Raw genomic sequence first — 14,744 nt, forward strand, 5'->3', positions numbered from 1 at the left:
TCTTTTGGGGGTATAGCTCAGTTGGGAGAGCGCTTGCATGGCATGCAAGAGGTCATCGGTTCGATCCCGTTTACCTCCACCAAAGTTTCGAGTTGTGTGTTTGCCTTTAGACATGTAATTCAGTACGTAGTCCCCATCGTCTAGAGGCCTAGGACATCGCCCTTTCACGGCGGTAACCGGGGTTCGAATCCCCGTGGGGACGCCAAAAGTTGTAAGTAATGTAGTTTTGCGTTATTATGCGCACAGTTTAAGTCCCTATAGTTTAGCGGTTAGAACACTGCCCTTTCACGGCGGCGGCCGGGGTTCGATTCCCCGTGGGGACGCCAGATCAAAATAAAAAAGACACCTTCCGGTGTCTTTTTTATTGCCTGTTGCTCAGCCTATCCTGCGCTTCATCACGCCCGTTTTATTACTGATGGCGAGTCAGGCAGCAGCTTCTAGCCCTGTTCGCGCTGATGGCGCTCGAATTCAATTCTGGCATGTGCCAGACAGTCATAAAAATCGATTCTCAGTTGTTGGCACAATGCCAGACATTGCTCTAGCTCATGGGTAATTTCATGGCTAAGCCGCTGCTGCGCTTGTTGTGGGTTACCGGTGTTTGAATCTGTATTGAGCATGATGCCGACCTCAATGTGTGCTGTGCCAGCTAACTAGCATAAAACGTGCCGCGTGTTGCTTCGCTCGTCACGGCTATGGCTCTAATTTATTGCACTGCACTATATCTTGCTGCAGCCATTGGTCAGTTTGGCTTAGATTATTTCATACATGGTATGGGTATTTATTTGAAGATCAATATTTTATTGGTCTTTAGTGATATACCCTTGATTGTTGCTTTGCAGTAGAAAACAGTATGCGGCATTAGCGCAACACCTTGATTTTCTCTGCCGAACTCAGGCTGGCTTTGCTGTCGGCGCGTGTGACGGCAAGCTTTGCCGCCATGCACAGCATGGCGAAAAACTGACTAATTTATTGTTTTTGTTGTCATATTCCTTTCTAAAAAATAATATTGTTCCTTTTTTGCTGAAAGAACGAAGGAATCAGGATGAATGACAATAATCCCGCTCGCTGGGCGCTGCAGTTTCATGGCCGTGGTGGCGAATATTTCCGGATCTGGATTGTAAATTTGCTGCTGAGCATTCTGACGCTGGGCATTTATTCGGCCTGGGCCAAGGTGCGCCGCTTGAAGTATTTTTATGGCAATACCGAGCTGGCCGGTTCACGTTTTGATTACACCGCCAAGCCGATGCAAATTCTGATTGGCCGTTTGATTGCATTTGCGTTTTTCTTTGTCTACGCCATCAGCTCGAATGTGAGCCCGATTTTGTCGGCGGTGGCCGCCGTGCTGCTGCTGGTTGCACTGCCATGGATGATTGTGCGCAGTATCCGCTTTAATTTGCGCCAGACGCGTTACCGCAATGTAGCGTTTGATTTTCATGGCTCAGTCTGGGGCGCGGTTAAAAATTATCTGCTGTTGCCGCTGCTGCTGATTCCTACATTAGGCCTGGCGCTGCCTTTTGTGCAGCATCAGCAATACCGTTTTGTGCTTGATCACGCGTCGTTTGGCCAGCAACGCTTTAGCGGTACAGCCTCGGCAGTCGGCGCTTACTACCGTGCTGCACTGGCTGGTTTGGGCTTGATGATTGCGCTGGTCGCACTCTTTGCCTTGACCGTGGGTGTGGCGATGTGGGGGGGCGGCAATGTTCTGGATATGAGTGCCCTAGCAACGCAAGCGCCCACAGAGATGGCTGCACGCTTTGCTTTGCCTGCACTGGCCTACATTATCATGCTGATCGGCTTTAATTCTGTCGGCGCAGCGGTGCAGGTAGCGCAAGCCAATCACGGTTGGAGCAATACGGTGCTGGACGATGTGCGTTTTAGCAGCTCGGTTAATCCGTGGGCGTATGGCCGGATGATGGCATGGCGTTTGCCGCTGGTCGTGGTTACGCTGGGGCTGGCTTTGCCATGGCTGAAAGTGGCTCAGGCGCGTATGCGTACCGAAGGCATGCAGATCGAAGCGCCGCATGATCTGAGCCAATTCGCCGCTGCGCAGCAGCAGTCGGGCTCGGCCATTGGTGCTGAAGCGTCTGATCTGTTTGACGTCGATCTGGCGCTATGATGCTCGTTGCCAGTTATCTGGACGGGCACAGCAGTGCGCTGCATCGAGTTCAGTTGCAGCGCATTGATGATTGTCTGCTGATCGTGGGTGAGGGCTGGACACGCGAAGTGGCCATTGCCGATTGCGAGCTGGAAGCGGCGCTGGGTTCCTTGCCCAGCCGCGTGGTTTTTCCCGATGGTGCGACGCTGGAATGCGGCGACCAGAGTGCATTGGCCGCGCTGCTCGGGCAAGCCCGTAATGGGTTGGCGCTGCTGGAGAGCCGCTGGCGCTACGCCGTTGTGGCGCTGCTCGGTATTGTGCTGGCCGCGATTGCGTTTTACTGGCAGGGCATGCCGCTGATGGCGCAGCTGGCCGCCAGACTGACTCCAGTCCAGCTTGAAGTGATGCTGGGGCAATCCACGCTGCAAACTCTGCCCAAGCTGGGGATCGAGCTTGAAGCCAGCCAGATTGCGCCAGAGCGGCAGCAGCGTCTGCGCCAGCGTTTTCAGGCCTATACCGCCGGGTCGGAATTTGTTTACCAGCTGCATTTTCACGCCATGCCCGAGATTGGCGCCAATGCATTTGCCTTGCCCGGCGGAACGATCGTCGTGACCGATGGGCTGGCCAGCCTGCTCAATGATGATGAGCTGATGGCGGTATTGCTGCATGAAATGGGGCACGTTCAATTGCAGCATGGCCTGCGCAATATCTATCAGAGTACCGGTATTGTGCTGGTGGCATCGGTGATTCTGGGTGATGCGCCGGGCGCGATGGGCAATCTGGCGGCGACCGGTGCGATGCTGGTGCAGCTGGGTTATTCACGTCAGTTTGAGCGCGATGCGGACATTTTTGCCGCCGAGCGTTTGCGTGAAACGGGCCAATCGCCCGCTTTACTGGCCGACGCGCTACAAAAACTAAGCGCTTCGGTGAAAGATGCGCTCGATGTCCCCGAGCTGCTGGCAACGCATCCGGCAACACAAGAGCGGCTAAAAGCCTTGCGCAGTGCCGCAAATCGATAAACCACTTCATCAATCATTTGCGTTGTTGTAAATAAAAAAGCCACGACTCAGGTTGTGGCTTTTTTTGCGCTCATTGAGCGATTATTTCTTGCGTTGCGGTGGCAGATCGGTACATACGCCTTTGGCCACTTCGGCCGCCATACCAATCGACTCGCCCATTGTTGGGTGCGGGTGAATGGTTTTGCCGATGTCGACCGCATCAGCACCCATCTCGATGCCCAGACACACTTCACCGATCATATCGCCAGCATGTGGGCCAACAATCGCGCCGCCGAGGATCTGGCCGTTTTCCGCGTCGAAAATCAGTTTGGTAAAGCCTTCATCACGACCATTGGCAATCGCACGGCCCGAAGCGGCCCATGGGAAGACGCCCTTGGTGATCTTGATGCCTTCTTTCTTCGCTTGATCTTCAGTCAAACCAACCCAAGCCACTTCAGGGTCGGTGTAGGCTACGCCCGGAATCACGCGCGCATCAAAATACGCTTTGTGATCGGCGGCGTTTTCCGCCGCTACGTGCGCTTCGTGTACGGCTTTGTGCGCCAACATCGGTTGACCCACCAAGTCGCCAATCGCGAAGATGTGCGGCACGTTGGTGCGCATTTGTTTGTCTACGGCGATAAAGCCGCGCTCGTCAACGATCACGCCAGCGTTTTCGGCGCCGATTTTCTTGCCGTTTGGCGAGCGACCCGTTGAGTACAGTACCAAGTCGTAGCATTGGGCTTCGACAGGCGCTTTCGGGCCTTCGAACGTCACCCAGATGCCGTCTTCTTTTGGCGTAATGCTGGTGGTTTTCGATTGCAACATGATGTTGTCAAAACGGTGTTTATTCCAGTCTTGCCATACTTTCACCAGATCGCGATCCGCGCCTTGCATCAGGCCGTCAGATAATTCCACCACGTCCAGACGTGCGCCCAGCGTTGAGTAAACGGTACCCATTTCCAGACCGATAATCCCGCCGCCGATAATCAACATGCGTTTTGGCACTGATTTGAGTTCCAACGCGCCAGTTGAATCCACAATGCGCGGATCGTTCGGGATGAACGGCAATTTCACTGCTTGTGAACCGGCAGCGATAATCGCTTTGGCAAACTTGATGACTTTTTTCTCGCCAGTCAGATCTTTGCCTGAGCCCGAAGTCAGTTGTACTTCGATGTGGTTGGTATCGAGGAAAGTACCGATACCACGCACATGCTCGACTTTACGCATCTTGGCCATGCCAGCCAGACCGCCAGTGAGCTTGTTAATGACTTTTTCTTTGTAGCCGCGCAGACCGTCGATATCGACTTCTGGTTTGCCAAATTTGATCCCGTTGGAGGCCAAGTGAGCCACTTCATCGATCACCGCGGCATTGTGCAGCAGTGCTTTCGATGGAATACAACCCACGTTCAAACACACGCCGCCGAGTGAGCCATAGCGCTCAACGATGACGGTTTTCAGGCCCAAATCAGCCGAGCGGAACGCCGCAGAATAGCCGCCAGGGCCTGCGCCCAAGACCATCATGTCCACTTCCATGTCTACCGCACCAGCGTATTGGCCAGCTACTGGAGCCACGGCTACAGCCGCTGGGGCTGTTGGTGCAGCAGAAGCCGCAGCCGGAGCTGGTGCTGCAGGGGCTGGCGCAGCGGCGCTCGCTGCCACTTCAACGATAGCGATTACGCTGCCTTCGGATACTTTATCGCCGATTGCGACTTTCAGCTCTTTGATCACGCCCGCATGTGTTGCTGGCACTTCCATCGTGGCTTTATCGGTTTCGAGTGTAATCAGGCTTTCTTCGACAGCGACGGTGTCGCCGACTTTAACAAACAACTCGATAATCGCCACATCGCTATGGCCACCAATATCGGGTACTTTCAGTTCGATAGTATTGCTCATTGTATGTCCTGTGAGGTCGAGGGTATGAGGTGGGAGCGTTTGTGGGTATTGCCCTAGAGGGCAATACCCCAGCTCTCACGCCTCGCAGAATTAGAGAACCAGACGACGGATGTCGCTCAGCAGTTTGCCCAGATGCACGGTGAAGCGACCCGCTTGTGCGCCGTCGATCACGCGGTGATCGAATGACAGCGACAGTGGGCACATCAGGCGTGGGGTGAATTCCTTGCCGTTCCAGATTGGTTTGATTTGCGATTTGCACACACCCAGAATCGCCACTTCAGGCGCGTTGACGATTGGCGTGAAGCCAGTGCCGCCGATGCCGCCCAGTGATGAAATTGTGAATGTCGCGCCTTGCATATCGGTTGGCTTGAGTTTGCCGTCGCGTGCTGCGAGCGACAATTCGGTCAACTCTTTGCAAATCTGCTTCAGGCCTTTCTGGTCAACGTCCTTGATCACTGGTACAACCAGACCATTTGGCGTATCCGCCGCAAAACCGATGTGGTAGTACTGTTTCAAGACCAGATTGTCGCCGTCGAGCGATGAGTTCATTTCCGGGAAGGCTTTCAGCGCTTCAGCAGCCGCCTTGATAATGAAGGCCAATGGGCTGATCTTCAGGCCTGATTTTTCCCACTCTTTACCGACCGTTTTGCGGAATTCTTCCAGCTCGGTGATATCGCATTCGTCGTTGAACGTCACGTGCGGAATCACGACCCAGTTGCGGTGCAGATTCGCGCCAGAGATTTTCTTGATGCGAGACAATGGCTTGGTTTCGATTGGGCCAAATTTGGCGAAATCAACTTTCGGCCATGGCAACAGATCAATACCGCCGCCCAGTGATGCGCCGCTGGCAGCAGGGGCTGCCAATGAAGACGCCACTGCGCTAGTCATCACTGATTTCACGAAGGATTGGACGTCTTCGTGCAAGATACGGCCTTTCGGGCCTTTACCTGCCACTTTGCTCAAATCCACGCCCAACTCGCGAGCGAATTTACGCACGGATGGTGATGCGTGCGCTTTGTTAAAGTTTGCTTCGTCAAATTTGGCTGGCGCAGAAGCGACTGCCGCTGGTGCGGAAACCGCTGCTGCAACCGGTGCAGCTGCGGCTGGAGCAGCAACTGGCACTGCTGCAGGGGCAGGAGCAGCAACTGGAGCCGCTACTGGTGCAGGAGCTGCAGCGGCAGCGCTAGAACGAACGGTCAGTACCAAAGCGCCTTGCGCGACTTTATCACCGACTTTCACTGCGATGCTTTCAACCACACCCGCCGCAGTCGATGGCACTTCCATGCTGGCTTTGTCTGATTCCAGAGTGATCAGGCCGTCGTCGAGCGCAACGGTATCGCCGACTTTGACATTGACTTCGATGACTTCAACCGCGTCAAAGTTACCGATGTCCGGTACATGTACTTCAACAATTGAAGATGTAGCGGTTGCTGCAGGGGCTGCGGCCGCAGCTGGCGCTGCAGCAGGAGCCGGTGCTGCTGCAGGAGCCGGTGCTGCTGCAGGGGCTGGTGCAGCAGCTGCCGCGCCCACTTCCAGCATCAAGACCACATCGCCTTCCGAGGCTTTGTCGCCCACTTTGATGCGCATTTCTTTCACGGTACCCGCTTCAGTCGATGGCACTTCCATCGTGGCTTTGTCGGTTTCCAGTGTAATCAGCGATTGCTCTTTCTCGATCACATCGCCAACTTTGACAAATACTTCAATCACTTCAACGCCAGCGTGGCCGCCGATGTCGGGGATTTTCAATTCAATAATGTTGCTCATTTGCAAAATCCTGTAAGGAGTGAGGAGTAAGAGAGGGAAAGCCACTCTCTTACTCGGCGTGGGTTTCTTAGCGGGGTATACCTGGCTAAGTAATGGTGGATGAGGGTTTGGGGTGTATACCCCTCACGCCTCACACCTAACACCTCACATGTTTATACAGTCCAAGGTGCCGGACGATCGCTACGGATGCCGTATTTGGCAATCGCTTCCGCTACTTTGGCTACTGGCAGCAAACCTTCGTCAGCCAGTGCTTTCAGTGCTGCCACAGTAACGTGGTAGCGATCGACTTCGAAGAAGCTACGCAATTCGGCACGGCTAGCTGAACGACCGAAACCGTCGCAACCGAGCACGACGTAGCGGCCTGGTACGTATTCACGGATTTGATCGGCATAAGTGCGTTTGTAGTCAGTCGCACACACCACTGGGCCTTGCGCGTCTTTCAGGCATTCCGTGACGTATGGAACACGCTGCTCGGCGGTTGGGTTCAGGTAGTTGTGGCGAGTCGCTGCCATACCGTCACGACGCAATTCGTTAAAGCTTGGCGCAGACCAGATGTCGGCATCAACGCCGAAATCGGCTTTCAGCAAATCAGCAGCGGCAATCACTTCGCGGAAAATCGTACCCGAGCCCATCAGCTGAACTTTCAGTTTGGCATCTTTGGCGCCATCCTTGAATTTGTACAAGCCCTTCAGAATGCCGGCTTCTGCGCCTGCTGGCATTGCTGGGTGCGTGTAGTTTTCGTTCATCACTGACAGGTAGTAGTAGATGTTCTCTTGGTTTTGGTACATACGGCGCATACCGTCTTGTACGATCACCGCCAACTCATAGGCAAACGTCGGATCGTAAGACACGCACGTTGGTACGAATTCGGCAAACAGATGGCCGTGACCATCTTGGTGTTGCAAGCCTTCACCGTTCAGTGTTGTGCGGCCCGCTGTACCGCCGATCAAGAAACCACGTGCGCGCAAGTCGCCAGCGGCCCATGCCAAGTCACCGATACGTTGGAAACCGAACATCGAGTAGTAGATGTAGAACGGAATCATCGTGTGGCCATGGTTGGCGTACGACGTGGCTGCCGCGATCCAGTCCGACATCGCGCCCGCTTCATTGATACCTTCTTGCAGGATCTGACCGGTTTGCGATTCTTTGTAGAACATCAATTGGTCAGCATCTTGTGGTTCGTACAACTGACCCACGTGCGACCAGATACCCAATTGGCGGAACATGCCTTCCATACCGAAAGTACGCGACTCATCCGGTACGATAGGTACAACGCGTTTGCCGATTTGCTTGTCTTTCACCAGCGTGTTCAGCAAGCGAACGAAGGCCATGGTGGTTGACATTTCACGCTCGCCCGATGATTCGAGCAAGGCTTTGAATGCGTCCAGACCTGGTACTTCCAGTGGTTCGTTCACTGGTTTACGCGATGGGATAAAGCCGCCCAATGCGCTGCGACGCTCCATCATGTATTTGTACTCTGGGCTGTCCGCTGGTGGACGATAGAAAGTGCACGCTTTGGCTTCTTCGTCAGTCAGTGGTACGTGGAAACGATCACGCAGGTGCAATAGATCGTCGTCGCCCAGTTTTTTGGTGTTGTGCGCGGTATTTTGTGATTCGCCCGCTGCGCCAACGCCGAAGCCTTTCACGGTTTTCACCAGCAGTAGTGTTGGTTGACCTTTGTGCTCAACCGCTGCTTTGTAGGCTGCGTACACTTTGTACAGATCATTACCGCCGCGAGTCAGCTTCCAGATGTCGTCATCCGACATCGCTGATACGAGGTCGAGCAATTCCGGATAAGCGCCGAAGAAATGCTCGCGGACATACGCGCCATTTTTCGATTTGTAAGTCTGGTATTCGCCGTCAACGACTTCCATCATGCGTTTTTGCAGCAAGCCTTTCTTGTCTTGCGCGAGCAGGGCATCCCAGCCTGTGCCCCAAACGACTTTGATCACATTCCAGCCTGAACCCCGGAAGTCGCCTTCGAGCTCCTGGATGATTTTGCCATTACCACGTACCGGGCCGTCCAGACGCTGCAAGTTGCAGTTGATGACGAAAATCAGGTTGTCGAGTTTTTCACGGCCAGCCAGTGAAATCGCGCCCAGTGATTCTGGCTCGTCCATTTCACCATCACCGCAGAAACACCAAACGTGACGATCACCTTTTTGTTTAAAGCCGCGATCATCGAGGTATTTCATAAAGCGAGCTTGGTAGATCGCCATCAATGGGCCCAGACCCATCGATACAGTTGGGAATTGCCAGAAATCAGGCATCAACCATGGGTGTGGATATGAAGACAGACCATCACCGTCGACTTCACGACGGAATTTGTTCAACTGGTCTTCAGAGATACGGCCTTCGAGGAAGGCGCGTGAGTACATACCCGGTGCAGAGTGGCCTTGGAAGTAAACCAGATCACCGCCGTGGTTTTCGTTCGCAGCGTGCCAGAAGTGATTCCAACCCACATCGTACAAAGTCGCTGCAGATGCAAACGATGAAATATGGCCGCCAGGCTCTGCCGCGTCGCGGTTGGCTTTGGCGACCATCGCTGCCGCATTCCAGCGGGTGTACGACAAAATACGCTCTTCCAGATGGGCGTTGCCTGGGTGCTTGGCTTGCAGGTGTGCAGGTACAGTGTTGATATACGCCGTAGTCGCAGTGTAGGGGATGTTTACACCGTCTTGACGGGCTTGATCTACCAGTTTCTCCACGAGGAAATGGGCGCGCTCTGCGCCTTCAGCTTCGATAACGCCTTGCAGCGCTTCCAGCCATTCTTTGGTTTCTTGTGGATCATGGTCGTTAATCTGATCTGCCATCGTGTATCTACCTTGTGAGTGGGTTATTTTGAAATCACACTTCTACAGACCCGGTTCATGTGGCCGGGCCTCGGTCACGCAGGGTTTGCCTGCGTGTCTAGCTTAGCGCGGTGTATTGCGTTTGAAATAGTTGATCAAGCCATTGGTTGAAGCGTCATGGCTGGTGGTCAGGCCGGGTGTCGTTAAATCGGCTTCGATTAGCTTAGCCAATTGTTTACCCAATTCAACGCCCCACTGATCGTAGGAGTTGATATTCCAGACCGTGCCTTGTACAAAAATCTTGTGCTCGTACAAGGCAATCAGTGCGCCCAGACGGCGTGGCGTCAGGCGTTGCATGATGATGGTGTTGGTCGGGCGGTTGCCTTTGAAAATCTTGTGCGGTACCAGATCGTCCTGCGCCTGACCAGTAATGCCTGATTTTTCCAGCTCGGCACGCACTTCGGCTTCATTCTTGCCGCGCATAAAGGCTTCGGTTTGCGCAAAGAAATTCGCCATCAGGATGGTGCTGTGTGGCTCCGGAATGTCCGGATGCTCAATGGTGGCGATAAAGTCAATCGGTACGATTTGCGTACCCTGGTGCAGCATCTGATAATAGGCGTGCTGACCGTTAATCCCCGCATCACCCCAGACTACCGGGCCGGTGGCGTAATCAACACGGTTGCCTTGCAGATCTACCGTTTTACCGTTTGATTCCATGTCCAGTTGCTGCAGGTATGCCGGGAAGCGTGACATGCACTGGTTGTATGGTGAAACCAGATGCGTATTCGCGCCAAAGAAATTGCCGTACCAGATGCCCAGCATGGCCATGATTACGGGGACATTCTGCTCTAGCGGCTTGCCACGGAAGTGCTGGTCCATGGTGTAGGCGCCGTGCAGCAAATCCTGATAATTGTGCTTGCCCAGATAAATGGCAATTGGCAAACCAATTGCTGACCACAGAGAATAACGGCCACCCACCCAGTCCCAGAATTCGAACATGTTTTTGGTGTCGATACCGAATTCGGCCACGGCTTTGCTATTGGTTGAAACGGCAACAAAATGCTTGGCGATGTGTTTTTCATCGCCTGCCGTTTTCAAAAACCATGCGCGAGCGGTGCGGGCATTGGTGATGGTTTCCTGCGTTGTGAAGGTTTTGGACGCGATGATAAACAGCGTGGTTTCCGGGTTCAGCTTTTTCAGCGTTGAAACAATCTGATCGCCGTCAACGGTGGATACAAAGTGCATAGACAGGCGAGCATGGCCGTACTCTTTGAGTGACTGGCACACCATCAGCGGGCCAAGGTCTGAGCCACCAATCCCGATGTTCACAATGTCGGTAATCGGTTTGCCGGTGTAGCCTTGCCATTCGCCAGAGCGAACCTTGTCGGAGAATTCACCAATCTGCTCTTTGACCGCATTGACCTTAGGCATCACGTCTTCGCCATCAACCACAATCGGGTTGTGGTCCAGATTGCGCAGTGCCGTATGCAGTACCGCACGGTTTTCGGTGATATTGATTTTCTCGCCCGAGAACATTTTTTCAATGCGTTCGGCTACGCCAGATTGGCGCGCCAGCTCAAGCAGCAATTGCATGGTTTTTTCGGTAATGCGGTTTTTCGAGTAATCAAAAAACAGGCCACCGGTTTCCAGCGAGAATTTTTCAAAACGATGTGGATCATTCTGAAACAGATCGCGCATATGTAGCGGTTCTACTTCTTTAAAGTGCTCGACCAGTGCTTGCCAAGCTGGCGACGAAGTTAAATTGGACATCGACACAGTTCCTCGTGAATCACTATTTCTGCTGTTATTGGTTTTGGTTCGCTTACTCATGGCCACGAACTCGTTTTTCTTTCATATTGCGTTTCATTTTTTCGAGCTGATCGATCAGCTCGGGGCCGCGTTTGAGTGCAACACCAACGGCCAACACGTCAATAATCACCAGATGCACAATCCGGGTGATCATCGGGGTGTATAAATCGGGGTCTTCCATCGTATCGGCGTAGAGGCAAATATTGCAGCGCTTGGCCAATGGCGATTTGGAATGCGTAATGCCAATGACGTCTGCCCCCGCGTCGCGGGCAATTTCGACCGATCGCAACATATCGAGCGTACGGCCCGAATTGGACACGGCAATCACCGCGTCGCCCGGTTTGAGCATCGATGCGCTCATGCCGTGCATATGCGGGTCGGTATAGGCGACGGTAGGCACACCCAAGCGGAAAAATTTATTTTGCGCGTCAATGGCCACCGCACCGGATTGACCTTGGCCCCAGACTTCGATTTTGTGCGTGTTCGAGAGGACCTTGATGGCACGCTCAAGCACGTCGGTGTCAAGCTCATTACGGCAGCGCAATAAGTGCGAAATATTGTTATCAAATAATTTACGCGCCAGATCGTGCGCCGAATCATCGGCTGACACCATCGAGTGCACATACGGTACGCCCGACACCAGACTGCGGGTTAGGCGAAGTTTGAAATCCTGCAAGCCGGAGCAATTGAGCGAGCGGCAAAACCGAATGACGGTCGGTTGCGAAACATCGGCCAGCTCGGCAATCTGGGCAATCGGTGCATTGGCCACCAGATTGGGTTGGGCGATGACCAGCTCGGCGACCTTGCGCTCAGATTTGGACAGCGAGTCAAGTACGGTTTTAATGCGTTCGAGCATGGTACTCACTCCTTACGTGCACAAACACCCGCCAGCGGGCAGGTGATGTGAAAAATGAAACTGAATGTGAGTGTCATTGCGCTCGCTCATGCGGCCCAAAATACATCGGCGAGTGCCACTTGGTCGAGAACACGGCGGATCGGGTACTGCTCATTCACAGCCACATTGGCCGCCATCGCGTCCTGTAGCAAGGTTTTCTTGCCTTCGCCCGTGATGTGCACGATGACTTTCGGGCTTTTCACAATGGTGGGTAACGTGAGGGTAATGCGCTGATGGGGTGCCACCGGAGGCGTTACTGCCGCCAGCAGGGCGGTGGATGCGCAAGCGGCTTCCAGCTCGGCCGCACTCGGAAAGAGCGAAGCGGTATGGCCATCGTCGCCCATGCCCAGAATGACCACGTCAATCGGATTGGGTAATGTAGCCAGGCGCGCTTCGATGTCGGCGAGCGCTTCGTGCGGCGTGGCCGCCAGATTGACCAGAGAAATAAATGTTGCCGCAGCAGCGCCGTCCTGCAGCAGATTGTCGCGCGTGAGGCGCTCATTGCTGTCGGCGTGATCGGGCTGAACCCAGCGCTCGTCCACCAGCGTAATGACCACGCGTGACCAGTCCAGATCGCTCACACGCAAGGCTTTGAACATGCCGGCTGGCGTGCGGCCGCCTGAAACAGCCAGGCCAGCGCTGCCACGTTGTGCGATTGCTTGTTTGAGTTCATTCGCGATGGTGGTAGCCAATTGCTGATCGAGTGCTTCTTTGGTGCTAAATTCATGCCATTGCAAGGACATCTAAATCTCCAGACTGTCAAAATACTACGGGGTATTGCAATCAAGACCATACTAGGTATGGTCTTGATGTATTTACTGCATAGGGGTATTTAAGCTTCTTCGTGCCAGCACAAACCGTCACGCGACAGCAGTGCCGATGAAGCCGCCGGGCCCCAGGTGCCTGCTGTATAGGTTTTCGGGCCTTCGTTGCTGTTTTCCCAATAATCGATAATCGGCTCAACCCAGCGCCATGCTGCACGTTGTTCGTCGCGACGAACAAACAGTGACAGATCGCCCTTGATCACGTCCATCAACAGACGTTCATAGGCTTCCGGGCTGCGTGTTTGGAAGGCTTCTTTAAAGTCCAGATCCAGATACACTTCACGCAGCTGATCTTTGCCCGGCTCTTTGGCCATCATGTACAGACGCACTGATTCGTCAGGTTGTAGTTCGATCACCAGACGGTTAGGGCGCGTGTTTTTACCAAATGTTGACGTTGGCACTTCGCGGAAATTAATCACGATTTGCGCCAAGCGATCGCCCAGACGCTTGCCGGTACGCAGGAAAAAAGGTACGCCAGCCCAGCGCCAGGTTTCGATCTCGGCTTTCAGCGCCACAAAGGTTTCGGCTTTGGAGCCGGCTGGAACGCCTGGCTCGTCCTGATAGCCGATGACCGGCTTGCCACCCACGGCACCGGCACGGTATTGGCCGCGCACGACCTTGGTTTTCACATCATCAGTCGTCAATGGTTTCAGTGCGCGCAATACTTTGAGTTTTTCATCACGTACCGCGTCAGCGTCGATCGACGCTGGTGGCTCCATCGCCACGATGGTCAGCAATTGCAGCAAATGGTTTTGCACCATGTCGCGCAAGGCGCCGGTTTTGTCGTAGAAGTCAGCACGCGTTTCCACGCCTACTTGTTCGGTGACGGTGATTTGTACATCACGAATCCATTCGCGACGCCACAGCGGTTCGAGCAAGGTGTTGGCAAAACGCAAAGCGATCAGATTGAGTACCGGCTCTTTACCGAGGTAATGGTCGATGCGGTAGATTTGTTGCTCGTTGAAGTACTCGCCGACTTCGTCGTTGATCTTGTTCGATGAATCCAGATCATGACCCAACGGTTTTTCCAGTACGACGCGCGCCGAGCCTTGATTCAGGCCCTGAGCTGCCAAGTTTTTGGCAATCGGGGCAAAGAAATCGGGGGCAGTAGAGAGATAGAAAACACGTTCACGATTCGGGAATTGATTTAGTGCTGCTGCCAGGCCGACAAAGTCTTCAGCCGTATTGGCATCGACTTTCAGGTACTCGATTCGAGCAGCAAATTTGTTCCAATCACTTTCGTTATAATGGCTGCCAAGGTATTCTTTCGCCTTCGCGTGGGCTTTGTCGACATAAGCTGCGGTGTCAGACGGGCTGCGGCCCAAACAGATAACTCGACCTTCGCGTGGCAAATTGCCGTCTTGGTCTTGGTGGTAGAGTGCAGGAAGTAACTTGCGTAAAGCGAGGTCACCTGTGCCGCCAAAAAATACGATATCGAAAGCGTCGATCGCAGTCATGAGCCAAAAATCCTCGTCTGGAATTGGGGCTTGACGATGAGTCAAGCATAGTAAGCTTTGTAATCTTACTACAGGCTCAAACACCCAAGCAAACGAATTTATTACGTAATGGTTTGCACTAATATGGCGCAAGACGTTTTGACTGAAACCCTTTGTGGTGCAAGGCCTTGTTGCACTGCAGCGAATGGGCTTTGTGTCGAGTTTTGCTTGTCGAAAT

Annotated in this window: 10 protein-coding genes and 3 tRNA genes; 5 read left to right on the plus strand and 8 right to left on the minus strand. The window is 53.7% G+C overall.

The genetic code is table 11. The features are described 5' to 3' along the window. Positions 1-6 precede the first annotated feature (6 nt). The 3 genes from ABHF33_RS11595 (at position 7) to ABHF33_RS11605 (ending at position 326) form a co-directional block, all read left to right on the plus strand. A tRNA-Ala gene (locus tag ABHF33_RS11595) sits at positions 7-82 on the plus strand. A 47-nt stretch (positions 83-129) separates the two neighbouring features. Then, positions 130-205, plus strand: a tRNA-Glu gene (locus ABHF33_RS11600). A gap of 46 nt (positions 206-251) precedes the next feature. Beyond that, positions 252-326: transfer RNA gene (locus tag ABHF33_RS11605), tRNA-Glu, on the plus strand. 111 nt (positions 327-437) lie between these two features. Here ABHF33_RS11605 and ABHF33_RS11610 read toward each other — a convergent pair. Then, positions 438-617, minus strand: coding sequence for a hypothetical protein (locus ABHF33_RS11610; protein WP_348944113.1), 180 nt, complete (start codon positions 615-617; stop codon positions 438-440). Between the two features lie 425 nt (positions 618-1,042). On the opposite strand from ABHF33_RS11610, the gene ABHF33_RS11615 reads away from it, so the two are divergent. Beyond that, entirely contained in the window at positions 1,043-2,116 is a 1,074-nt protein-coding gene (locus ABHF33_RS11615; RefSeq protein ID WP_348944114.1) for a YjgN family protein, read from the plus strand. Next, a complete protein-coding gene (locus tag ABHF33_RS11620) occupies positions 2,113-3,114 on the plus strand; it encodes a M48 family metallopeptidase (protein WP_348944115.1) in 1,002 nt (333 codons plus the stop codon). Before ABHF33_RS11615 ends, ABHF33_RS11620 begins: the two co-directional genes overlap by 4 nt. A gap of 81 nt (positions 3,115-3,195) precedes the next feature. On the opposite strand, the gene lpdA is transcribed toward ABHF33_RS11620, so the two are convergent. From lpdA to zwf, 7 genes are all read right to left on the minus strand, one after another. Next, on the minus strand, positions 3,196-4,986 hold the full coding sequence (lpdA, locus tag ABHF33_RS11625; RefSeq protein ID WP_348944116.1) for a dihydrolipoyl dehydrogenase: 1,791 nt from the start codon (positions 4,984-4,986) through the stop codon (positions 3,196-3,198). Positions 4,987-5,076: 90 nt separating this feature from the next. Next, positions 5,077-6,750, minus strand: a complete 1,674-nt coding sequence (gene aceF / locus ABHF33_RS11630) for a dihydrolipoyllysine-residue acetyltransferase (protein WP_348944117.1) — start codon at positions 6,748-6,750, stop codon at positions 5,077-5,079. A 152-nt stretch (positions 6,751-6,902) separates the two neighbouring features. Next, complete coding sequence (gene aceE / locus ABHF33_RS11635) at positions 6,903-9,563, minus strand: pyruvate dehydrogenase (acetyl-transferring), homodimeric type (protein WP_348944118.1); 2,661 nt, start codon at positions 9,561-9,563, stop codon at positions 6,903-6,905. Positions 9,564-9,665: 102 nt separating this feature from the next. Continuing rightward, the gene (gene pgi / locus ABHF33_RS11640) at positions 9,666-11,312 is read right to left on the minus strand and encodes a glucose-6-phosphate isomerase (RefSeq protein ID WP_348944119.1); all 1,647 of its coding nucleotides are present in this window, start codon (positions 11,310-11,312) and stop codon (positions 9,666-9,668) included. A gap of 52 nt (positions 11,313-11,364) precedes the next feature. Continuing rightward, complete coding sequence (hexR, locus tag ABHF33_RS11645) at positions 11,365-12,207, minus strand: transcriptional regulator HexR (protein ID WP_157315259.1); 843 nt, start codon at positions 12,205-12,207, stop codon at positions 11,365-11,367. An 86-nt stretch (positions 12,208-12,293) separates the two neighbouring features. Continuing rightward, positions 12,294-12,989 (minus strand): 6-phosphogluconolactonase, encoded by a 696-nt coding sequence (gene pgl, locus ABHF33_RS11650; protein WP_348944120.1) that lies wholly within the window; start codon positions 12,987-12,989, stop codon positions 12,294-12,296. Positions 12,990-13,078: 89 nt separating this feature from the next. Next, positions 13,079-14,527 carry a glucose-6-phosphate dehydrogenase gene (zwf, locus tag ABHF33_RS11655; RefSeq protein ID WP_348944121.1) on the minus strand — a complete coding sequence of 483 codons (1,449 nt, stop codon included), beginning with the start codon at positions 14,525-14,527 and terminating at the stop codon, positions 13,079-13,081. Positions 14,528-14,744: the final 217 nt, after the last annotated feature.

Source organism: Chitinibacter sp. FCG-7, assembly GCF_040047665.1.
Lineage (GTDB): Bacteria > Pseudomonadota > Gammaproteobacteria > Burkholderiales > Chitinibacteraceae > Chitinibacter > Chitinibacter mangrovi.